This window comes from Bradyrhizobium sp. SZCCT0148, from assembly GCF_018129985.1.
Taxonomy (GTDB): Bacteria; Pseudomonadota; Alphaproteobacteria; order Rhizobiales; family Xanthobacteraceae; genus Bradyrhizobium; species Bradyrhizobium japonicum_H.
The window spans coordinates 1-21,584 of record NZ_JAFCKT010000012.1 but is presented as its reverse complement, the minus strand read 5'-3'; the positions used below and the strand labels follow the sequence as shown (position 1 = coordinate 21,584).

General features: G+C 64.8%; 16 protein-coding genes, 1 tRNA gene and 1 pseudogene. 3 read left to right on the top strand and 15 right to left on the bottom strand.

The window, feature by feature from the left end:
• Positions 1-71: 71 nt before the first annotated feature.
• The 3 genes from JQ580_RS26810 to JQ580_RS26800 all read right to left on the bottom strand — a co-directional run bounded on the left by JQ580_RS26810 (position 72) and on the right by JQ580_RS26800 (position 1,635).
• Positions 72-434, bottom strand: coding sequence for a hypothetical protein (locus tag JQ580_RS26810; RefSeq protein ID WP_212283279.1), 363 nt, complete (start codon positions 432-434; stop codon positions 72-74).
• A 382-nt stretch (positions 435-816) separates the two neighbouring features.
• Positions 817-893, bottom strand: a tRNA-His gene (locus tag JQ580_RS26805).
• Between the two features lie 307 nt (positions 894-1,200).
• Complete coding sequence (locus JQ580_RS26800; protein WP_212283277.1) at positions 1,201-1,635, bottom strand: phasin; 435 nt, start codon at positions 1,633-1,635, stop codon at positions 1,201-1,203.
• Between the two features lie 504 nt (positions 1,636-2,139).
• On the opposite strand from JQ580_RS26800, the gene JQ580_RS26795 reads away from it, so the two are divergent.
• Positions 2,140-5,625, top strand: a complete 3,486-nt coding sequence (locus JQ580_RS26795; RefSeq protein WP_212283275.1) for a PAS domain-containing sensor histidine kinase — start codon at positions 2,140-2,142, stop codon at positions 5,623-5,625.
• A 111-nt stretch (positions 5,626-5,736) separates the two neighbouring features.
• Here the strand turns inward: JQ580_RS26795 and JQ580_RS26790 are convergent.
• A pseudogene (locus tag JQ580_RS26790) lies at positions 5,737-7,712 on the bottom strand (methyl-accepting chemotaxis protein).
• Positions 7,713-8,084: 372 nt separating this feature from the next.
• Here JQ580_RS26790 and JQ580_RS26785 point away from each other — a divergent pair.
• Complete coding sequence (locus tag JQ580_RS26785; RefSeq protein ID WP_249134455.1) at positions 8,085-9,128, top strand: AI-2E family transporter; 1,044 nt, start codon at positions 8,085-8,087, stop codon at positions 9,126-9,128.
• A 43-nt stretch (positions 9,129-9,171) separates the two neighbouring features.
• Here JQ580_RS26785 and JQ580_RS26780 read toward each other — a convergent pair whose 3' ends face one another.
• The 11 genes from JQ580_RS26780 to JQ580_RS26730 form a co-directional block, all read right to left on the bottom strand.
• Positions 9,172-10,344: a thiolase family protein gene (locus tag JQ580_RS26780; protein ID WP_212283271.1), complete on the bottom strand. Its 1,173-nt coding sequence runs from the start codon at positions 10,342-10,344 to the stop codon at positions 9,172-9,174.
• A 221-nt stretch (positions 10,345-10,565) separates the two neighbouring features.
• Positions 10,566-12,155, bottom strand: a complete 1,590-nt coding sequence (serA, locus tag JQ580_RS26775; RefSeq protein WP_212283270.1) for a phosphoglycerate dehydrogenase — start codon at positions 12,153-12,155, stop codon at positions 10,566-10,568.
• 157 nt (positions 12,156-12,312) lie between these two features.
• Positions 12,313-13,485 (bottom strand): phosphoserine transaminase, encoded by a 1,173-nt coding sequence (locus JQ580_RS26770; protein WP_212283268.1) that lies wholly within the window; start codon positions 13,483-13,485, stop codon positions 12,313-12,315.
• A gap of 79 nt (positions 13,486-13,564) precedes the next feature.
• Positions 13,565-13,771, bottom strand: coding sequence for a hypothetical protein (locus JQ580_RS26765; RefSeq protein ID WP_212283266.1), 207 nt, complete (start codon positions 13,769-13,771; stop codon positions 13,565-13,567).
• A 158-nt stretch (positions 13,772-13,929) separates the two neighbouring features.
• Positions 13,930-14,394 (bottom strand): GNAT family N-acetyltransferase, encoded by a 465-nt coding sequence (locus JQ580_RS26760; RefSeq protein WP_212283264.1) that lies wholly within the window; start codon positions 14,392-14,394, stop codon positions 13,930-13,932.
• 18 nt (positions 14,395-14,412) lie between these two features.
• Complete coding sequence (locus JQ580_RS26755) at positions 14,413-15,003, bottom strand: glutathione S-transferase family protein (RefSeq protein ID WP_212283262.1); 591 nt, start codon at positions 15,001-15,003, stop codon at positions 14,413-14,415.
• Between the two features lie 74 nt (positions 15,004-15,077).
• The gene (locus JQ580_RS26750) at positions 15,078-15,839 is read right to left on the bottom strand and encodes an outer membrane protein (RefSeq protein ID WP_212283260.1); all 762 of its coding nucleotides are present in this window, start codon (positions 15,837-15,839) and stop codon (positions 15,078-15,080) included.
• Between the two features lie 168 nt (positions 15,840-16,007).
• A complete protein-coding gene (locus JQ580_RS26745; protein ID WP_212283258.1) occupies positions 16,008-16,835 on the bottom strand; it encodes an outer membrane protein in 828 nt (275 codons plus the stop codon).
• Between the two features lie 224 nt (positions 16,836-17,059).
• Complete coding sequence (locus tag JQ580_RS26740; RefSeq protein ID WP_283813993.1) at positions 17,060-18,301, bottom strand: MFS transporter; 1,242 nt, start codon at positions 18,299-18,301, stop codon at positions 17,060-17,062.
• 133 nt (positions 18,302-18,434) lie between these two features.
• A complete protein-coding gene (glmM, locus tag JQ580_RS26735; protein WP_106949063.1) occupies positions 18,435-19,778 on the bottom strand; it encodes a phosphoglucosamine mutase in 1,344 nt (447 codons plus the stop codon).
• Between the two features lie 221 nt (positions 19,779-19,999).
• Positions 20,000-20,167 (bottom strand): hypothetical protein, encoded by a 168-nt coding sequence (locus JQ580_RS26730; RefSeq protein WP_212283256.1) that lies wholly within the window; start codon positions 20,165-20,167, stop codon positions 20,000-20,002.
• A 116-nt stretch (positions 20,168-20,283) separates the two neighbouring features.
• On the opposite strand from JQ580_RS26730, the gene JQ580_RS26725 reads away from it, so the two are divergent.
• Positions 20,284-21,420 (top strand): alpha-hydroxy acid oxidase, encoded by a 1,137-nt coding sequence (locus tag JQ580_RS26725; RefSeq protein ID WP_212283254.1) that lies wholly within the window; start codon positions 20,284-20,286, stop codon positions 21,418-21,420.
• The last annotated feature ends 164 nt before the right edge of the window (positions 21,421-21,584 follow it).

The window sequence follows — 21,584 nt, the reverse complement described above, 5'->3', positions numbered from 1 at the left end:
GCAATCGGCACGAGACAATCGAGGGCTGCAAGCGACCGCCCAATGATCAGCACTCGGCCTCGGCGCAGATGTCAGCGCGCACGCAGACCGGCCGTTGCGAGCATCGCCAGGGATTCGCATTGCCTCGAAACGTCGGCCACGAAGCAAATCATTGTCGTGATCGTCCCGTCGAGCCGCAGTCCGTGCCGCCAGTAGATGCATCCGGCCGGGATAAAGCCAGTTAAAAGAGGTAAAAAGCTTGGTGCCGAGAAATTGGGCCGGCCGCCATTGGCGTCGTCGCGCACGCGAGCGCTTAACTCCGCATGCGCCGGATCATCGTTCGCAGACGCCGATCGCGCGTTTGGCACGAGGTGTCTGGAGCTTATCGCCAAAGTGATCATCGCGGAGTTGGAGTAACCGACCAGCATCGCACCAACCCGCACGTCGGCTGACATGATCTTCAGAGGATGAACGAGCGGCGCGCCGCTTGGCGATCGAAGAAATCGATGAGAAGGCCACCAACAGTTGTAGATGATTATTCGGTTTGAGCCGGGTCAGAACTCTGTTGAGAACATCGACGTCCCGCCAAGTTGGCTCGTATCGCAGGACCACGTTAGTCGACGTCCAGTACGGGGATTGGATTTGGTGTGTGCGTGAATTACTGCGCTGGAGACATGCTCCTCTGACAGCGCCGCTGGTAGAGCGATAATGGGAAGTCCGGCGGAAGTCGTGCCCTGCAATGCAATTCTGGTGCGGATTGCAAAAAGCGTCCGACACCCAAGTTGCTACCTAAACGGCGCGAACAGACCGGGCACGAAGCTATCTGGGCGAATTGGTTGGTACAGTTGGGTGGGCTCGAACCACCGACCTCCTGTTCCACAGACAGGCGCTCTAACCAACTGAGCTACAACTGCATCCTTGCGAGCCGCCTTGGGCGCCTGAACGGGCCGTCGACCTAAGGGGCTGGACGGGGCGGAAACTAGGTGCAACGGCCGTTTTTGGCAAGGCCGCAAACGGACGAAAAACCGGGGTAAATCACCTTCAGCGCAATGAAATCGGGCTTGATGGCGACCGAAGCGAGGTTGCGGTCGCCTCGGCTGCCTGGCGGCGACACCCCCGTGGGGAGAGAGCCCTCTCCCGGCCTCTCCTGCAAGCGGGAGAGGCGAAGAAAGAACCCGGGCCTTGCGACCCGGGTTCTCTCATTCAAACCTGCCTCACCGCTCAGGCGGCGGGCGGCATGTACTTCGAGGCGCTGGCCTTGATCGGCTCGGCGGTCTCGGCGGCGACGCGCTGGGTGAGCTCGACGAGCTCCTTGGCCTGGGACTGCAAGGTCTCGAACTGCTTGCGGGTGTGGCCGGTCCACAGCTCCAGCGCTTCCGTCGGCGACTTCAGGCCGAACAGCTGCTGGGCGAAGTCCAGCTGCGCGCTGGTGTTGGCCTTCATGAATTCCACCAGCTTGGCGGTGTACTCGCTCGCGCCCTTGGAGGCGGAGGTGAACACGGCCTCGACGGTGCCGTTGTGGGTCTCGGCGGCGTCCTTGAACTTGGCGTAGCTCTCGCGGGCCTGCGCGGCGCCCTTTTCGGCGAACGCACGCATCTGCTCGGGAACCTCGAACGGAATGATCGAGGCAGAAAACGGATCAGTCGCACCTGTCATGGTTGTCCCTCACGCTAATTGAAAAAATGGAGTGAGCCTTCTGGCGCGCCCGCCGGCCAACCGGGGCCTTGTCTCAGCATTGAAAACTGGCGGGAACGAAGACTGGAAACGCGAAACAAACGAGATGGCTCGTCCAGTGCCCAGCATTATGACTGCCTATCATGTCAACATTGTGCAGCGCAACGCGCCAACAGGGTGCGGTGCGAAATTTAATCTAGGTTAGGATGAGGTTCCGGTATGGGGGAACCGGGGGTTGAAGGTGCATCCCATGGGCGGCATAGGGGCTTGCGCACCGGAATCACGTCGGAGATCGCCTCTCCCGAATCCCTTGGATGAACCGGGCAGCGGCTTGCGGGGTTGGCCGGATTAAGGTTATCGCGGCTTAGGGCCTCCGCCGGGGCGCGAGGCCGTGGACCTGCCCGCGGGCGCGGGCGATACTAACCCTTTCTTAAGGCTGTCATTCCCGGCAGCCGCCAGCTTCACGCGCGAGACACAGCCGGTCGGATGACGAGTTCGGATTTCCAGTTGCGAGGTGTGGGCGATCCCCGGCTGGCCGTGCATGCGACCTCGCCGCTCGCGACCTGGCTGTGGGCGATCGACGGGACGCGCGTGCTGTGGGCCAATCCGGTCGGCGCGAGACTGTTCGGCGCGGCGAATGGCTCGGTGCTGGCGGAGCGGAGGTTCGGCCCGGCGGACGGCCATCGCCGCCAGATCGCCCGGCTCGCCCGGCAGTTGCCGGCCAACGGCACCGTGCGGCTCGAACGCCTGCGCGGCTTCGGCGCCCGGCTCGGCACGCTGATGACCTGCGCCTGCGCCCGGATCGACTTTGCCGATGGCGGACATGCGGTGCTCGTCACCGCGATGGACCCGGCCTTGCGCACCATGCCGCTGGTCGAGCGGCTGCATCGCCTGGTCGAAGGCGTGACGATGCCGATGGCGGCGTTCGCGCCCGACGGCCTGTTCGTCGGCGCCAGTGCGGCCGCCCGCGCCCTGCTCGGCTTTCGCGATCTCGGCGAAGCGGGCCTCGAGCAGGCGCGCAGCGATGCGCTTCGCGACGGCCGCGCCGAGACGCCGATCGGCATCGGCCAGATGGTGCTGCAGCGGGTCGGCCGAGGCGCCGATGTCGGCCTGGTCGCACTGATCGAGCCTGCCGCGCAGATGGCGTCGGAAACAGCCGTGCCAGAGAAGACGCCCGAGGTCGCGGCAAGCGACGTGCCGGTCGATCCCGCGCCGGAGACCGAGGAAATGCCAAGCGAGCCGCCGCCATCGCAGGATGCGCAGGCCGGCATCGCCCTGTTCGACGCCTTCGCCGAGCCGGTCGAGACAACAGCGGCCGCAGCACTGCCATGGGGCGAGGCGGCGGCCGAGATCGCAACGGACGAGCCAGCCGCCGTGGATCCGGTCGCGGAGACTGTGCCCGAGCCGGAGCCGGATGCGCACGAGCAGAGCGCTGATGCTGCGCCCAAGACTCCGGTTGAAAATCCGGCTCAAGCCATCGTGTCGCCGCAGGCTGCGCCGATCACATCGGGCATGGTGAAGCCGCCGTCGGGCCAGGACTTGTCCGGCCGGGATTCGTCGGGCCATGAGCCGCCCGCACCGCGTCAGCATCCGCTGCGCTTCCTCTGGCAGATGGATGCAGAGGGCCGCTTTGTGCTCCTTTCCGACGACTTCATCCACCTGATCGGCGCGCGTACCGCGGCAAGCTTCGGCCGCCCGTGGCGCGACATCGCCGCGCAATTGTCGCTCGATCCTGATGGCCGCGTCGCAGAGGCGCTTGCCAGCCACGACACCTGGGCCGGGATCACCGTGAACTGGCCGGCCGACGGCGGCGAGCATCTGCCGGTCGAGCTCGCGGGCCTGCCGGTCTACGATTCCTCGCGCAACTTCGCCGGCTTCAAGGGCTTTGGTGTCTGCCGCGATCTCGACGCGCTCAACCGTCTGGACGCGCTGAGGCGTTTCGAGCTGATGGCCGAGCCGCCGGCGCAGCACGCCCCGCCGGCCGACCCGGTCGCGCCCGAGCCCGAACCCGAGCCCGAGCCAGAGCCGGTCGCGGAGGCGCCGCCGCCGCCGATCGAGCCGCCTGCAGGCGAGCCCGAACCTGAGCCGACATCCGAACCTGAACTGCCAGACTCCACCAGCGACGCGAATTCACACCCAACCGATCCGGACAGACACGTGGAAACGCCAGTCGAAACCCCTCCGAATGTCGTGCCGTTCCGCCCGCACGGCGATGCCAGATCATCAGGTGATCCGAGATCGCCGACGCTGACGCCGGTCGAGAACAGCGCGTTCAACGAGCTCGCCCGGCAATTGTCCGAACGCCTCGAACGCGAGCGCGAGACGATCGCCACCGAGGCCGCCGCGCCCGTGGTGGACACCACCACCGAGCTGCCGGCGCCCGAGCCCGAGCCGCCGCACGCGCCGGCCGAATGGCTGACCGAGCCCGCGCCGCCGGCGCGCGGCGCCAGCGCGCGCGACCGCGCCCTGCTCGACCTGCTGCCGACGGGCATCCTGATCTATCGGCTCGACCGGCTGCTCTACGCCAACCCGGCGTTTCTCGCGCGCATGGGCTATTCCGGCCTGAGCGCGCTGGAGGACGCCGGCGGGCTCGACGCGCTCTATGTCGAACCCGGCGTGTCCTCGGCCAGCAGCACCTCGCAAGCCGGCACGCCCGTCACGATCAGCACGACGCTCGCGACCGGCGAGCAGCCGCTTGCAACCACGGAAGCACATCTGCACACGATCGACTGGGACGGCGAGAGCGCACATGCGCTGATCTGCGCTTTGCCGCAGGCGGCGCCCGTCGTCGCCGAGACGATCGTTGCCGAATCCGTCGTCGCGGAATCATTCCCCTTCGCACCCGAGCTGGACTCGCCTGCCGGCGAAGCCGAGGCCGAAGACCTCGCCGCGATCCTCGACACCACGGCCGAGGGCATCGTCATGTTCGACGCCGAGGGCAACATCCACGCCTGCAACCGCAGCGCCGAGGCGCTGTTCGGCTATGACGGCGAAGCGTTGCTCCAGCAGAATCTGGTGACGCTGTTCGCGCCGGAGAGCCAGCAGATCGTCACCGACTATCTCGACAGCGTGAAGAGCCAGGATATCGCGAGCCTGCTCGACCACGGCCGCGAGGTGCTGGGACGCGAGAAGAAGGGCGGCGTTCTTCCGCTCGCGATGATCATGGGCCGCACGCGGCCCGACGGCCCGAACTTCTTCGCCGTGTTCCGCGACTTGTCGCAGAGCAAGAAGGGCGAGAACGAGCTGACGCAGGCCCGCCACCTCGTCCACGACGCGGCCAACGCCAAGGCCGACATGCTGGCGCGGATCAGCCACGAGATCCGCACGCCGCTCAATGCCATCATCGGCTTTGCCGAGGTGATGATCTCGGAGCGCTTCGGCACGCTCGGCAACGATCGCTACGGCGAATATATCAAGGACATCCGCGCCTCCGGCGAGCGGGTCATCGCCATCATCGACGATCTGCTGGAGCTGTCGCGGATCGAGACCGGCAAGCTCGACCTGACCTTTGCGAGTCTGAACCTCAACGACCTCGTCGAAGCCTGCGTGACCGTGATGCAGCCGCAGGCCAATCGCGAGCGCATCATCATCCGCACCTCGCTCGCGCATGCGCTGCCGCAGGTCACGGTGGACGCGCGCGCGATGCGGCAGATCACCATGAATTTGATCTCGAACTCGATCCGGCTCGCCAGCGCCGGCGGCCAGGTCATCGTCTCGACCGCGCTGTCCGACCGCGGCGAGATCGCGCTTCGCATCCGCGACACCGGCCATGGCCTTTCCGAGCGCGAAGTCGCCGCAGCGATGGAGCCGTTCCGGACCCCGCCGCCCGGCGATGCCGGCGACAGTGCGGCGTTGAGCCTGTCGCTGACCAAGGCCCTGGTCGAAGCCAACCGCGCCCGCTTCAACATCAAGAGCGCGGGCCACGGCACGCTGATCGAAGTGGTGTTCGCGCCGGTGACGGCGGGGGCGTAGCATTCACCACAAGCTCGTCATGCCCGGGCTTGACCCGGGCATCCACGTTCTTTGTACGGCGAGTAAGACGTGGGAGGCCGGGTCAAGCCCGGCCATGACGACACGACGCGATCACGCCGCGCGCACCGTCTCCAGGAACCTGCCTACCTCGATCTTCAGCCGGTTGCTGTCGTTGGACAGCGACTTCGCCGCGGAGAGCACCTGCGAGGACGCCGAGCCGGTCTCGGTCGCGCCCTGCCGCACGCTGCTGATATTGGCGCTCACCTCCGTGGTGCCGGCCGCCGCGTTCTGCACGTTGCGCGAAATCTCGCTGGTGGCGGCGCCCTGCTCCTCCACGGCGGCTGCGATGGTCGACGAAATCTCGGACAGCCGCTCGATGGTGCCGCCGATGGTCCTGATAGCGCCGACCGAATCCTCCGTCGCAACCTGGATGCTGGAAATCTGCTGACCGATGTCGCCGGTGGCCTTCGCGCGGTCTGCTCGGCCAGCGCCTTCACTTCCGAAGCCACCACGGCGAAGCCGCGCCCGGCTTCACCGGCACGCGCGGCCTCGATGGTCGCGTTCAGCGCCAGCAGATTGGTCTGGCCGGCGATCGCGTTGATGAGCTCGACCACGTCGCCGATGCGCGCGGCCGCCTTGGACAGCTCGCCGACGCGGTCGTTGGTCTGCCCGGCCTGGCTGACGGCCTCGCCGGCGAGGCGCGCGGAGGCCTGCACCTGCCGACTGATCTCGTTGACGGACGCCGTTAGTTCCTCGGCGGCCGAAGCTACCGACTGCACGTTGGTCGCCGCCTCTTCGGACGCCGCCTCGACCAGCGTGGCGAGCTCGCTCGAACGGCCGGCCGTCGTGGTCAGCGACGTCGCCGACGCCTCGAGCTCGGTCGCGGCCGACGACACCGCCTCGACGATCTGGCCGACCGCCCGCTCGAAATTGTCGGCCATCCGGATCATGTCGCCGCGGCGAAGGTCGGCCGCGAGCTTGTCCTGCCTGATTTTCTCCTCGGCTTCGTCGCGCGCCTTCTGCTCGGCATTGACCTTGAACGTCTCGACGGCCTGCGCGATCTCGCCGATCTCGTCGGGACGGCCGAGCCCGGGCAGCACGATGGCGAAATTGCCATTGGCGAGCTCGATCATCGCCGCCCGCATCGCCGACAGCGGCTTGGAGACCGAGCGGCCGATGAAGATGCCGAGGCCGAGCACGCTGGATGCGATCAGCGCGATCGCGACGCCGATCCACCATTGGATGCTGTCGCGCTGGGCATCGTTCAGCCGGTCGGCTTCAGCGCGGATCTGGTCGACCGATGTCGACACCTGCTCGATGACGGGCTCGACGGCGGAGAAGGCCTCCGACATCGCCTTCAATTCCGTCGCCAGAGTCAGTGCAGTCTCCATCCAGGCGAAGAAGTCACGCTGGTAGTCGGCGAGCTTCTGGCGCAACTCGGCCTTCGCATCGCCGGGGATGGAGGGGTCGTCGAGGCCGGTCAAAAACTCGGCCGCGCGCTTCCTGATGTCGTCGCCGTATTTGGCGTCGCGGCGCAGCATGAAGTCTTTCTCGTGCCGGCGCATCATCAGCATCGTCACTTTGAGCGACGGATTCCGAAGCTCATCGACCTTGGTCTCGATGCCGTGGACCGAGGCCCGCAAGCGGCCTTCGAGACCGGACTTTTCGTCGAGCCCGAGCCGCTGTCTCTGCTCCACCACCGCGGCGAAACGGGCCTGATAGGTCTTCAGCGATGCTGTCATCGCGTCGATCCTCGCGACCAACTCGGGCTTGCCGAGGGCCGAAATCCCGGCGCGAAGCTTTTCGATATCGAGGGAGGCCTGCTGGCTGATCTCGGCCTGGCGCTGCGCCTTGGCCGGCTCGCTGCGCAGGAGGAAGTCCTTCTCGGCGCGCCGCCCCTCGAGCAGCTCGACCGCGATCCTGCTGTTCAGCTCCTGGATTGCGCGCGCATTCTCGGCGGCGTTGCGATAGACCGCCATCGCGTTCTCGCCATAGAGATGGATGCCGCCGATCAGGACGACCCCAACGACGCCGACGATGCCGATCGCGGTGATTTTGTGCGTGAGGCGCAGGGAGAGCAATCGCATCTGACGAATACCCGATGGTGGCAGATACGGTTGATGAAGCGATAATGAGCAAAAACTTCCGTTAATATCCGGACACGTATTAATACGTGTACCTGCCCAACAATTCGCCTCTATTCACGTTCGAGTGCATACCTATGGCCTATTGCCGATTTTTCCCAACAGGAACCGAATGGCCTGTCGCGGCTTAAAGGCACACTTGCTTGACCCCACTTGTTTTCTCCTCACCTGCCCTTCCGCCATGACCCAGCCTCTCAACGACTCCTGGTCCTGATGCCCGGCCGAGCGAAATCAGCGGCGACCAAACCTGCACCCGTGACGCGGGCTGCGAGTGACGCCCAGCGGAAGCCGCTGCCCTCCGGTGCGGGCGCGCGCATGAATGCCCGCATCGTACTTGCTCTGGCGCTGGCCGCGCTCGGCCTGTGGACGGCAGCCGGCTTTCTGCCGGCGCTGATCTGGGCCGCAATCCTCGCAACGACCCTGTGGCCGCTCTACACCACGTTCGCACAACGCATCACATCCGGCCCTTCCACCGCGGCCGCCCTGATCTTCACGCTCATCGTCGCGCTTGTGCTGTTCACTCCGATGGCACTTGCGATCTATCAAATCGCCGAACAGGGCGACGTGCTGGTCAGCTGGGTGAAGCGTGCCGGCGAGAGCGGGGTTGAAGTGCCCGACTGGCTTGCCCGCCTGCCGATCGCCGCCGAGAGCCTGCAACAATGGTGGCGCAACAATTTGTCGGATCCCAAGGCTGCCACGGCCTGGCTCAAGACCATCAACATGGACGACGCGTCGAACCTGCTGCGGACGTTCGGCGCGCAATTGCTGCACCGCCTGTTCCTGATGTTCTTCTCGCTGGTTGCCCTGTTCGTCCTGCTCCGCAACGGCCGCCTGCTCGCAAGCCGCTTTCTCGAGACGTGCGACAAGCTTTTCGGCGAAGCGGGCGAGGGTTTGATGGAGAAGATGGTCCATGCCACGCGCGGGACCGTCAACGGCACCGTCCTGGTCGCGGCCGGCGAAGGCCTGCTGATCGGCGTCGGCTACCTGATCGCCGGCGTCCCCAATGCCATCATCTTCACAATCCTCACCACGGCGTTGGCAATGCTGCCGTTCGGCGCCTGGGCCGCCTTTACCGCCGCAGCGCTGCTGCTGGCCTCGAGCGGCGGCAGCGGGGTCGCAGCAGCAGCCGTCTTCTTCTGGGGGGCGATCGTGATGTTCGCCGGGGATCATTTCGTCTGGCCCACCCTGGTGGGCGATTCCGCACGGCTGCCGTTCCTGCTCGCTTTCGTCGGAATCTTCGGCGGCCTGGCCGCGTTCGGCTTGATGGGCCTGTTTCTGGGCCCGGTCATCATGGCGGCATTGATGGTGGTGTGGCGCGAGTGGATCTTCCGACCTGTCGTCAGCGATACCGCAGCTTGATCCGGCGCGGGCGCTTTTGCGCCGCGCCGGATCGTTGCAAGCCTCAGCTGTAGATCTCGAACAGGCCGGCGCCGCCCTGGCCGCCGCCGATGCACATCGTCACCACGCCCCACTTGGCCTTGCGGCGCGCGCCTTCCTGCAGCAGGTGGCCCGTGCAGCGCGCACCCGTCATGCCGAAGGGATGCCCGATCGCGATCGAGCCGCCGTTGACGTTGTACTTGGCGGGATCGATGCCGAGTTTGTCGCGCGAGTAGAGGCACTGGCTGGCGAAGGCTTCGTTGAGCTCCCAGAGATCGATGTCGTCGATCTTCAGGCCATGACGCTTCAACAGCTTCGGCACCGCGAAGATCGGGCCGATGCCCATCTCGTCGGGCTCGCAGCCAGCAGTCGCCCAGGCGACGAAGCGGCCCATCGGCTTGAGACCGCGCTTCTCGGCGTCCTTGGCTTCCATCAGCACCACCGCTGCGGCGCCGTCGGAGAGCTGGCTGGCATTGCCGGCAGTGACGAACTTGCCCGGGCCCTTCACCGGCTCGAGCTTGGCAAGCCCCTCCAGCGTGGTCTCGGGCCGGTTGCACTCGTCGCGGTCGACGACGTAGTCGACGATGCTCTCCGCCTTGGTCGCCTTGTCGACGACCTTCATCTTCGTATTCATCGGGACGATCTCGTCCTTGAACTTGCCGGCCTGCTGCGCCGCCGCCATGCGGCGCTGGGATTCCAGCGAATACTCGTCCTGGTATTCGCGGCTGAGCTTGTAGCGCTCGGCGACGATGTCGGCGGTGTCGATCATCGCCATGAAGATGTCGGGCGCAACCTTGAGCAATTCGGGATCGATCGATTCCTTCGGCGTGCCGCCGCCGGGCATCGAGATGCTCTCGACGCCGCCTGCGACGATGCAGTCGGCACCGTCGGAACGGATCGAGTTGGCGGCCATCGCGATGGTCTGCAGCCCCGAGGAGCAGAAGCGGTTCACCGAGACGCCGGCCGTGGTCTTCGGCAGGCCGGCGAGCAGCGCGGCCTGGCGGCCGATGTTCGGCGCGCCATGGGCGCAATTTCCGAGATAGCAGTCCTCGACATAGTCCTTCTCGACGCCGGCGCGCTTCACCGCGTGCTTGATGGCGTGGGCCGCGAGCGACATCGGCGGCGTGATGTTGAACCCGCCGCGGCCGGCTTTTGCGAGGCCCGTGCGCGCATAGGAAACGATGACGGCTTCACGCATGTGTTTCTCCCTTGTCGAACGATTCTGAACGGAGCGTGGATACGAGGCGTTCTGGGCGCCATTGGTACACAAAGAATGCAGGCTACGGAAAACAAAAACGCCGCCTCCGGTGAGGGAGGCGGCGTTGTTCCGCGGGTCGGAATATGTCCGTGACAGTCGCCAGCGAGCCCCACTCTGCCCGCTCACCGTGCCACCTCTCCCCAGCGGGGAGAGGTGAAGGATTAGAACGTCAGCGCCTTGGCCTGCTTGACCTGCGGCAGTGCCTGCACCTTGGCGAGCAGATCGGCCGGCACCGCACCATCGACCTCGACGAGGGCGATGGCATCGGCGCCGGGGGCGACGCGACCGAGATGGAAGGTGGCGATGTTGAGCTTGGCATCGCCCAGCAGGCTCGCGAACTTGCCGATGAAGCCCGGCTTGTCCTCGTTGGTGATGTAGATCATCGACTTGCCGAATTCGGCGTCGACACGGATGCCCTTGATGTCGACGAGCCGCGGCTTGCCGTCGGTATAGACGGTGCCCGAGACCGACCGCTCCTGCCGTTCGGTGGTGACCGTGACGGTGATCAGGCTCTCGTAGTCGCTCTGGGCGGCGCGGACGATCTCATCCACCACCATGCCGCGTTCCTTGGCGACAACAGGCGCGGAGACCACGTTGACCTCGCCCAGCATCGGCCGTAGCAGGCCCGACAAGACGGCAGAGGTGATCGCCTTGATCTTCATCTCGGCGACCTGGCCCTCGTAGGTGATCTCGACCTTGAGGATGCCGCTCTCGGTAAGCTGTCCGGCGAACGAGCCGAGCTTCTCGGCGAGCGCGATGAACGGCTTCAGCTTCGGCGCCTCTTCGGCCGTGATCGAGGGGAAGTTGACCGCATTCGAGATCGCGCCGGTGAGCAGGTAGTCCGACATCTGCTCGGCGACCTGGAGCGCGACGTTCTCCTGCGCTTCGGTGGTGGATGCACCGAGATGCGGCGTGCAGATCACGTTGGGATGACCGAACAGCACGTTCTTGGTCGCGGGCTCCTCGACGAAGACGTCGAAGGCGGCGCCGGCGATGTGCTTGGAATTGAGCGCATCGACCACCGCCTGCTCGTCGACGAGGCCGCCGCGTGCGCAGTTGATCAGGCGCACGCCCTTCTTCATCTTCGCGATGGCGGAAGCGTCGATGATGTTTTTGGTCTTCTCGGTCAGCGGCGTATGCAGCGTGATGAAGTCGGCGCGCTTGAGCAGATCGTCGAGCTCGACCTTCTCGACGCCGATGTCCTTGGCGCGCTCCGGCGACAGGAACGGATCGAACGCGATCACCTTCATGCGCAGGCCGAGCGCGCGGTCGGCGACGATCGAGCCGATGTTGCCGCAACCGACGACGCCCAGCACCTTGCCGGTGATCTCGACGCCCATGAAGCGGTTCTTCTCCCACCTGCCGGCCTGGGTCGAGGCGTCGGCCTGCGGAATCTCGCGGGCCAGCGCCAGCATCAGGGTGATGGCGTGCTCGGCGGTCGTGATCGAATTGCCGAACGGCGTATTCATCACGATGATGCCCTTGGCCGTAGCGGCGGGAATCTCGACATTGTCGACGCCGATGCCGGCGCGGCCGATCACCTTCAGCTTGGCAGCCTTCTCGAGGATCTTCGCGGTTGCCTTGGTCGCGGAGCGGATCGCAAGGCCGTCGTAATTGCCGATGATCTCGGCAAGCTTGTCCTTGTCCTTGCCGAGGTTGGGCTGGAAGTCGACCTCGACACCGCGATCCTTGAAGATCTGGACGGCAGCGGGCGAAAGCGCGTCGGAAATGAGAACTTTGGGTTTGGTCATGGGAATGATCCGTGGTGCGAGGTGCAGTTACGGAGCGTCATCCGCGGGCAAAAGCGCGAAGCGCGTTTTCGCGCTGGAGACCCGCCGATCCAATCTTTTCGATGGATGGCCGGGTCAAGCCCGGCCATGACGAGATGAGGTGACGAGCGAAGCTTGCTTACGCTGCCTTGGCGAGCTGCGCCTTGGTCTCGGCGAAGGCCCAGTCGATCCACTGCGTCAGGATCTCGACGTCCTTGGCCTCGACGGTGGCGCCGCACCAGATGCGCAGGCCGGCCGGCGCATCGCGATAGTATGCGAAGTCGTAACCGGCGCCTTCCTTCTCGATCAGCGCGACCAGCTTCTTCGAGAACTCCGCCTGGGCGTCGTCGGAGAGCGAGGTGATCGCGGGATCGGTGAACTTCAGGCACACCGAGGTGTTGGAGCGGATCGCGGCGTCCTTGGCCAGGAAGTCGATCCACGGCGTCTTCGCCTTCCAGTCGGCGAGCACCTTGGTATTGGCATCGGCACGTGCGATCAGCGCCTTGAGGCCGCCGATCGACTTGGCCCAGTTCAGGGCGTCGAGATAATCCTCGACGCAGAGCATCGACGGCGTGTTGATGGTCTCGCCGACGAAGATGCCCTCGTTGATCTTGCCGCCCTTGGTCATGCGGAAGATCTTCGGCAGCGGCCAGGCCGGCTTGTAGGTCTCGAGCCGCTCCACCGCGCGCGGCGAGAGGATCAGCATGCCGTGCGCGGCTTCGCCGCCGAGCGCCTTCTGCCAGGAGAAGGTGACGACATCGAGCTTGGCCCAGTCCAGCGGCTGCGCGAATGCGGCCGAGGTGGCGTCGCAGATGGTCAGGCCTTCGCGGGTCGCGCTGATCCAGTCAGCGTTCGGCACGCGCACGCCGGAGGTGGTGCCGTTCCAGGTGAAGACCACGTCGCTGTTGGGATCGACCTTGGAGAGGTCGGGAATCTCACCGTAAGCCGCATTCAGCTTGGTGACGTCCTTGAGCTTCAATTCCTTGACGATGTCGCTGACCCAGCCCTCGCCGAAGGACTCCCAGGCGAGCGTGGTGACGGGCCGTGCACCGAGCAGCGACCACAGCGCCATCTCGACCGCGCCGGTATCCGACGCCGGCACGATGCCGATGCGATAATCGGCGGGCACTTCAAGCACTTCGCGGGTCAGATCGATCGCGAGCTTGAGCTTGGTCTTGCCGACCTTCGCGCGATGCGAACGGCCGAGGGCTGCGTCCTTGAGATTCTGGGCATTCCATCCGGGGCGCTTGGCGCAGGGGCCGGAGGAAAAATGCGGCACGTTCGGCCGCGCAGCGGGCTTCGCTACAGTCATATTCTACCCTTCCAGATAGTAAGCCTCCCGTTGGGGGGAGGTGTCCCGCCGCGGCTGATACGGGAAACGGGAAGAGTCGTCAAGGAAGTTCCGAGACCTCACGCGCCAGTGATGGCTCATCCGGTGCAATAGCGGGGGATTCCACCGCGCCAAGCGCGTTGAGCAAGCCGGTGGCTTCGGTGATCAACTGCGCAGCACGGCGGCGGCTGCCGACCTTCAAAATGCATTTGTCATTGGCCTGCACAACGTAGTCGTTGCCGACCTTGATCATCGAATAGCTTGTCATCGAAATCCCCGAACCGACAGAGCCCGGTTTGCAGACGCTGCGTAGCACCGTTCGTTCCCGGTTCCACGTGAACGAGGGCTGGGTAGTTTACCCACTCTTAATATGAACGAACGCGCGATCCGATTCCGCTGATCGCGCAACCCTCGCGAGGTGCTGCCTCAAAAGCGGACAGTCATGCCGACATGGCTCGATGAAAATCCGAGCCGCTTGTAGAAGCGCTGCGCGTCGACGCGGCTCGCATGCGTCAACAATTCGACCAGATTGCAGCCGCGCGCCTTCGCTTCCGCGATCGCCCATTGCACCAACCGCTCGCCGATGCCGCGACTGCGACAATCGGCAGCAACGCGAACGTCTTCGAGCAGGCCGCGCACGCCGCCCTGCGAGCTGATGCCCGGCAGGATCGCGAGCTGCAGGCAACCGACCACCCTGCCCTCGCTCTCGGCAACCACGAGCGCGAGATTCGGATCGCGCTCGACCCGGGCGAAGGCGTCGTAGTAGCCGGCAGGCAACGGATCCTCGACGCGTTCGCGCGCGCGGCCGAGATGATCGTCGGCAAGCATCGCCACGATTGCCGGAACGTCGTCGCGGCGGGCGCGGCGAATGGAGACGGATTCGGCGTTCATGTCAGACAAACTCCAAGCTCAGCGCGCCGGCGGGAGGCCGAGAAATGCTTCGACCTCGCCGATCCAGCGGCGGAGAGCGGCATAACTGCCGAGATCGAAGCCGCCTTCATGTGCCACGCGGGTATAGGCGAGCAGCGAGACGTCGGCGAGCGAAACGTCTTCGCCGGCGAAGAAGCGGCTGGCCGAAAGATGCTGCTCCATGCGGTCGAGCGCCGCATAGCCGCGCTTGACCTTGTCGGGGTCGAGCTCGGATGCGTCCTTGCCGAGATAAACGAGGAGAAAGCGGCATACCGCGATATAGGGCTCGTGGCTGTATTGTTCCCAGAACAGCCATTCGTCCATCTTGGCCGCCGTAAAGGCGTCGCGCGGAACGAGCGCGCTGTCGCGGGCGAGATAACGGATGATCGCGTTGGACTGCGCCAGCGAGCGGCCGTCGTCGAATGCGACGGCGGGCACCTGGCCGGCGCCGTTCATCTTCAGGAATTGCGGCGTGCGCGTCTCGCCCTTGCGGGTGTCGATCTCGATCCACTCATAGGGCAATGCGAGATGATCGCAGACCCATTTCACCTTCAGGCAATTGCCGGAATTGCTGTCGCCGTAGATCTTCATCGCTGCCGCCCCGCATCTGGAACGACAGAGCATCAGGGCTCGCGGGCGCTGTCAATCGGCGCCATGCGCGCCGGTCAGAACTTGTAGCCGAGCCCGGCTCGGACGGAATTGACGTTCGACTCGATGTCCGACGTCACCCGCTGGTATTCGTATTCGGCACGGAGGAACAGGCCGCCCACCACCATGACGTCGACGCCGAGGCCGGCGGAGTATCCATAGACCAGCTTGCTCTTGCTCGCGAACGTGGTCGCCGGCAGCACCGGCGACGGAGACGCCGAAGCGTAGCGATCGACGGTCTGGCTGCCGACACCGCCGCCGATGAAGGCATAAGGCAGGAAGCATCCCCAGGCATAGCCGGCCCGCGCGCGCAGCGATCCGAAGTCGGAGACGCCGACCACCGCGGATGTCGCGGCGGTGGCAACGAGGACATTGAAGGCGTTGTACGTCTGTCCTACCGAGCTCGACGTCGACTTGAAGCCACCGTGAATGTAGTTCGCCTCGATACCGAGCACGACATCGTCCCATTGCCCGTTATAGCCGGCGAACGCGCCATAGCCGGCGCTGTTGCTGTGCGCGAACGCGAGCGATTGCCAGTTGTAGGCCGGCCCCGGCGAAACGAAGGTCGACTGGATATCGCTGTTGATGCCGGGAGAGACCTTCGACGTGATCGCGCCGTACTCGCCCTGGCCGCCGACATAGTAGCCCTGCCAGTTAACCCTGGCGTTGCTCAGCCCGTCCGTGACGCTGCCGCGCAGGATCGGCAGATCCGGCATGTCGGCCGCATGCGCGGCAGACACCGTCCCCAACATCACCGCCGCCAACAAAAGCCCACGCATCGCAACGCTCCATCGAACTCGAACTTTCACCCGTGATCATGGCTCGTTAACCTTAACCAATGGTTGCGTCGGGCACTTTCATCGCTGTTCGCCATGAAAAATACGCACAGCAAAACGGCGCGGGATGATCCCGCGCCGTTAAGAAGTCTTAACCGATCAGTTTGTCGATCAGCCCTTGGTGACGAGCGGCGGCATATAGGCCGGCGGGCTGTTGAGATCCCAGCGCACGCCGATCTTGACGTCGTGCGAGGTAATGTCCCTGATCTTGATCGAGGTGGGGCCGGAAGCGCTGTTGTCGAACAGGCGGTAGTTGCCGGGCGCACCGTCGCCGAGGTTCATGTAGCTGTAGGCCAGTTCGACGGTGAAGCCGGGATTGACCTTGTAGGCGAGACCGGCGTGGGCGGCCCAGGCCAGGTTCCACTTTCCGTTGTCGGCGAAGTAGGCGACGCTGTTGTTCAGACCGGGGCTGTACGACACGCCGTCGTCGCGGAAGCCGCTGATCTTGTTGTAGGAGCCGCCGACACCGGCGCCGATGAACGGGGTGATGCACCACCAGGTGCCGAGGTCGACGTAGGCGTTGGCCATCACGACCCACTCGGACTTGCTGCCGGTGTAGTTGTTGACGCCGACGAAGCCGGGGCCGACGACGTTGTCGCTGCCGTGCATATTGGATTTGCCGCGATACTGGCCGATCACGTCCGCGCGGAACCAGTTGTTGAAGCGATAGCCGACGCCGAGATCGAACAGTCCCGCCGAGTCGAAGCCGAGGCCCTCGGTCGACTTCGAATACCCCGCCGGCAAGGCGCTCTCGATGCGCTTCGCGCTCTGGTTGGTCATGCCGACGTCGCCGCGCAGATACCAGCCGCCGAAATCGGCGGGCGGAGCCGGCGGCGCGTACATGGGAGGGGGAGCCGCGATCGGCATGTCGGCGGCGAACGCCATCGACGAGATCAGGGTTGCCGCACCCGCGGCAAGGAGAGACTTAACGCTACGCATTGGCTTCGTCCTTTTGGCCGGTGAGGCAAACACGCAGGCCTCACGTTCTGGAAACTCACGAAGCGGACGATGCCAGCAAATGTTTAAGCGCCACTTAACCCTAATTTTTAAGGTTGATTTTTCCTGACTGCACGCGCGCATGGACGGCAAGCGTTGCAAAAATGCAGCGCCTCGCCGCAATTGCTAACGATGCGTAAAGCCGCAATGCAGCGGAGGAGATTCCGTTAACGCACGTGCCGCGGCAGTTTGGGCAGGAACACCGCAAGCAGGCCGATCGCGGGCAAATAGGCGCAGACCTGGTAGACGAACTCGATCGAGGTGTGGTCGGCGAGCTTGCCGAGCACGGCGGCGCCCAAGCCACCGATGCCGAACGCAACGCCGAAGAACACGCCGGAGATCATTCCGAACCTGTGCGGCACCAACTCCTGCGCGAACACGATGATCGACGACGTCGTCGAGGAGATGATCAGGCCGATGACGACTGAGAGCACTGCGCTGCCGACGAGCCCGGCATAGGGCAGCGCTAGCGTGAACGGCAGCGCGCCCAGGATCGAGATCCAGATCACGATCTTGCGGCCGAAGCGATCACCCAAGGGACCGCCCAGAAACGCCCCGACCGCGTTCGCCGCGAGAAAGATGAAAAGGTACATCTGCGCGGCCTGCGTCGACACGCCGAACCGGTCGATCAGGTAGAAGATGTAATAGCTCGACAGGCTCGAGACGTAGAGCTGCTTCGAGAACAGCAGCGCCACCAGCACGAGTAGCGCAATCACAACGCGACGCGAGCTCGGTGCGTCGGGATGGGCCTGCATCGCCGCCGTCTTCTTCGCCTTGATCTGCGGCGCGTACCAGCGGCCGATGCGCCAGAGGATGAGGATCGCGAGGAACGCGATCGAAGAGAACCAGGCGATGCTACCCTGCCCGAACGGCACCACGATCAACGCTGCCAGCACGGGCCCCATCGAGGTGCCGAAACTGCCGCCGAGCTGAAACACCGATTGCGCAAAACCGTAGCGCCCGCCGGAGGCCAGCCGCGCGATGCGCGCGGACTCCGGATGAAACACCGCCGAGCCGAGGCCGACCAGCGCGGCGGCCACGAGAATGACGAGATATTGGTGCGCGGCGCTGAGCAGCAAGAGGCCGAAGAAGGTCGAGGCCATGCCGATCGCCAGCGAATAAGGCTGCGCCTTCTTATCGGTGTAGTGGCCGACCACCGGCTGTAGCAGCGAGGCCGTGAACTGGAAAGCCAGCGTGATCATACCGATCTGCGCGAAGTCGAGCGCGTAGGTGTCCTTCAGGATCGGATACACCGAGGCGATCAGCGATTGCATGGTGTCGTTGAGGAAGTGCGAGAAGCTGATGCCGGCGAGCACGGGCCCGGCGGCCTTCGCAGCAACAGGCGCCACGTCGCTGACGACGACGGGCTCGGTCAGCGTTTCCTCGGAGACGACGACAGGCTTGTTCAATGGCGCATCCCGGCGCGGCAGATTGCCGCGACTTGCTCAATACGATGCAGGCGGCGGTGGAGCCACCATCAATCGCAAATGGCTGGGATGCGCTCTCCTGCCCCTCTCCCTTCAGAAGGGGAGAAGAAAGAATTCAGGCGGCCGCCTGACCCAGCGCGGAGACGATGGTGTCGACGACGTCCTCGACCAGGATGCGGTCCTCGCCCTCGCCCATGACGCGGATCACGGGCTCGGTGCCGGAGGAGCGGATCAGGAGGCGGCCGTGGCCGTTGAGGCGCTTCTCGCCGTCGGAGATCGCCGATTTGACGTCGGAATCGTCGAGCGGCTTGCCGCCCTTGTGGCGGACGTTCTTGAGGATCTGCGGCAGCGGATCGAAGCGGTGGCAGACCTCCGATACCGGCCGGCGCAGCTTCTGCACCACCGCCAGCACTTGCAGCGCAGCGACGAAGCCGTCGCCGGTGGTGGCGTAGTCGGACAGGATGATGTGGCCCGACTGCTCGCCGCCGAGATTGTAGCCGCCGTTCAGCATCTGCTCGAGCACGTAGCGGTCACCGACGGGCGTGCGCACCAGATCGAGCCCCTGCCCTTTCAGGAAGCGCTCGAGCCCGAGATTGGACATCACGGTGGCGACGATGCCGGGACGCGAGAGGCGGCCGTCTTCCTTCCAGCTCTGCGCGATCACCGCGAGCAACTGGTCACCGTCGACGACATGGCCGCGCTCGTCGACCAGGATGACGCGGTCGGCGTCGCCGTCCAGCGCGATGCCGATGTCGGCGCGCATCTCGCGCACCTTCCGCGACAGCGCTTCCGGCGAGGTCGAGCCGCAATCCTTGTTGATGTTGAAGCCGTCGGGCTCGACGCCGATCGGCACCACGTCGGCTCCCAGCTCCCACAGCGCTTCGGGCACCACCTTGTAGGCAGCACCATTGGCGCAATCGATCACGACGCGCAGGCCATCGAGCGAGAGGTCGCGCGGCAGGGTACGCTTGGCGAATTCGATGTACCGGTCATGCACGCCGTCGATACGGCGGGCGCGGCCCAGACTCGCACTTTGTGCGAGCCTCTTCTCGATGGGCTCGTCGAGCAGCTGCTCGATCTGTTTCTCGACGTCGTCGGAGAGCTTGAAGCCCTGCGGACCGAACAGCTTGATGCCGTTGTCCTCGAACAGATTGTGCGAGGCCGAGATCATCACGCCGAGATCGGCGCGCATCGACTTGGTCAACATCGCGACCGCCGGCGTCGGCATCGGCCCAACCAGCAGCACGTCCATGCCGACCGAGGTGAATCCGGCGACCATGGCGTATTCGATCATGTAGCCGGAAAGACGGGTGTCCTTGCCGATCACGACCCTGTGGCGGTGGTCACCGCGCTGAAACGCAAGCCCTGCGGCCTGGCCGACCTTGAGCGCGAGCTCCGGCGTGATCAGTCCGTTGGCGCGGCCCCGAATCCCGTCCGTCCCGAAATATTTGCGGCTCATATCGTCCCCCAAGCAACAACCAGGGGATCCCCTCGACAACCACGGGCTGCCCGAACGGGACCCGCATCCCTGATTTGCTGGGGTCTTATAATGCTTGCGCGGCTAACTTGGCTTCAAAAAATATGATGAATCATTACGGAACCGGCGGGCCCGCCTATTCGGTAAGATATTGTTAATACTGTATTTCCTTCCTACCGCGCCGAAACAGGACGGAACCTGCTCTAATCGCTGCGCTTCACATGGCCGTCGCCGCGGCTCGGAGCCGGCTGGGTGACGTTGACGGGGTCGGAGCCGGGAAAGGTCTCTTCCAGCCCCTCTTCCAGGGCTTGCTCGAGATCATGCTTCTCCTTGATTTCTTCCGGCGAAGGTCCGGCGTGCGGCTTCGTCATGACGCCCTCCTGCAAAACGGTCTGCAAACGGATTTGGCTGTGCAGCCAACCATGCTAGATGACCCCGAAATCTTTCGATGCAAGACTCTGGGTAGAAGACGGGCCGGGGAACGATCATGAAGCATATCACCTGTATCGACGATCTTCGCGCGCTGCATAAGCGCCGTGTGCCGAAGGCGTTCTTCGATTATTGCGACCGCGGCTCCTATGCCGAAGAGACGTTGCGGGCCAACCGCGAGGACATGCAGGCGATCAAGTTCCGCCAGCGCATCCTGGTCGACGTTTCCAGGCGCGACACCTCGACCACGATCCTCGGCGAGGCCTCGACCATGCCGCTGATGCTGGCGCCCGTCGGCCTGCTCGGCATGCAGCATGGCGACGGCGAGATTCACGCCTGTCGCGCCGCGCAGGCGGCCGGCATCCCGTTCACGCAATCGACCATGTCGATCTGCTCGATCGAGGACATCGCCGCCAATGTCGAGAAGCCGTTCTGGTTCCAGCTCTACGTCATGAAGGACCGTGGCTTCATCAAGGAATTGATTGAGCGCGCGATGGCGGCCAAGTGCAGCGCGCTGGTGCTCACCGTGGATCTCCAGGTGATCGGCCAGCGCCACGCCGACATCAAGAACGGCATGACGGTGCCCCCGGAGTGGTCGCTGTCGAAACTGCTGGACTTCGCCAGCAAGCCGAGCTGGGTCTCCGGGGTGCTGCAAGGCAAGCGTCGCACCTTCGGCAACATCGCCGGCCACGTGAAGAATACCGAGGATCTCAATCGCCTCGCCGAATGGACGGCCTCGCAGTTCGACACCTCGCTGAACTGGAAGGACGTCGAGTGGGTCCGCAGCATCTGGCCGGGCAAGCTCATCATCAAGGGTATCCTCGACGTCGAGGATGCCGAGGAAGCCGCCAAGACCGGCGCGCAGGCCCTCGTCGTCTCCAACCATGGCGGCCGTCAGCTCGACGGCGCGCCGTCCTCGATCGAGGTTCTGCCCGAGATCGCGGATGCGGTCGGTGACAGGATGGAGATCATGTTCGACGGCGGCATCCGCTCCGGCCAGGACGTGATGCGTGCGCTCGCGCTCGGCGCAAAGTCCTGCATGCTCGGCCGCGCCTACGCCTATGGCCTCGGCGCCGGCGGCCAGGCCGGCGTCGCCAAGGCGATCGACATCATCCAGAAGGAACTGCTCACCACCATGGGCCTGTGCGGCGTCAACCGGATCGACGAAATCGACGACCACGTCATCGCGATGTGACGCATCGAGGCGCGAAACGCGGGCTTCGATCAGCACCGTCGTCCCGGCCAGGCGGAGCTGCAGGCAACGCGCTAGCGTTGCCTAGGACGTGGACTCAAACCGCACCCATAGGCGGGTTGCGGCTAACAATACGGCGGCCAGGAAATTGCGAGCGGTCTTGTCGT

What these genes read in the sequence shown, in the direction of transcription:
- JQ580_RS26795 (WP_212283275.1), top strand. Translation starts at nt 2,140, where the DNA reads ATGACGAGTTCGGATTTCCAGTTGCGAGGTGTGGGCGATCCCCGGCTG.
- JQ580_RS26800 (WP_212283277.1), bottom strand. Translation starts at nt 1,635, where the DNA reads ATGACAGGTGCGACTGATCCGTTTTCTGCCTCGATCATTCCGTTCGAG.
- glmM (WP_106949063.1), bottom strand. Translation starts at nt 19,778, where the DNA reads ATGAGCCGCAAATATTTCGGGACGGACGGGATTCGGGGCCGCGCCAAC.
- JQ580_RS26810 (WP_212283279.1), bottom strand. Translation starts at nt 434, where the DNA reads ATGTCAGCCGACGTGCGGGTTGGTGCGATGCTGGTCGGTTACTCCAAC.
- JQ580_RS26770 (WP_212283268.1), bottom strand. Translation starts at nt 13,485, where the DNA reads ATGACTGTAGCGAAGCCCGCTGCGCGGCCGAACGTGCCGCATTTTTCC.
- JQ580_RS26785 (WP_249134455.1), top strand. Translation starts at nt 8,085, where the DNA reads ATGAATGCCCGCATCGTACTTGCTCTGGCGCTGGCCGCGCTCGGCCTG.
- JQ580_RS26745 (WP_212283258.1), bottom strand. Translation starts at nt 16,835, where the DNA reads ATGCGTAGCGTTAAGTCTCTCCTTGCCGCGGGTGCGGCAACCCTGATC.
- JQ580_RS26725 (WP_212283254.1), top strand. Translation starts at nt 20,284, where the DNA reads ATGAAGCATATCACCTGTATCGACGATCTTCGCGCGCTGCATAAGCGC.
- JQ580_RS26730 (WP_212283256.1), bottom strand. Translation starts at nt 20,167, where the DNA reads ATGACGAAGCCGCACGCCGGACCTTCGCCGGAAGAAATCAAGGAGAAG.
- JQ580_RS26760 (WP_212283264.1), bottom strand. Translation starts at nt 14,394, where the DNA reads ATGAACGCCGAATCCGTCTCCATTCGCCGCGCCCGCCGCGACGACGTT.
- JQ580_RS26755 (WP_212283262.1), bottom strand. Translation starts at nt 15,003, where the DNA reads ATGAAGATCTACGGCGACAGCAATTCCGGCAATTGCCTGAAGGTGAAA.
- JQ580_RS26765 (WP_212283266.1), bottom strand. Translation starts at nt 13,771, where the DNA reads ATGACAAGCTATTCGATGATCAAGGTCGGCAACGACTACGTTGTGCAG.
- JQ580_RS26750 (WP_212283260.1), bottom strand. Translation starts at nt 15,839, where the DNA reads ATGCGTGGGCTTTTGTTGGCGGCGGTGATGTTGGGGACGGTGTCTGCC.
- serA (WP_212283270.1), bottom strand. Translation starts at nt 12,155, where the DNA reads ATGACCAAACCCAAAGTTCTCATTTCCGACGCGCTTTCGCCCGCTGCC.
- JQ580_RS26780 (WP_212283271.1), bottom strand. Translation starts at nt 10,344, where the DNA reads ATGCGTGAAGCCGTCATCGTTTCCTATGCGCGCACGGGCCTCGCAAAA.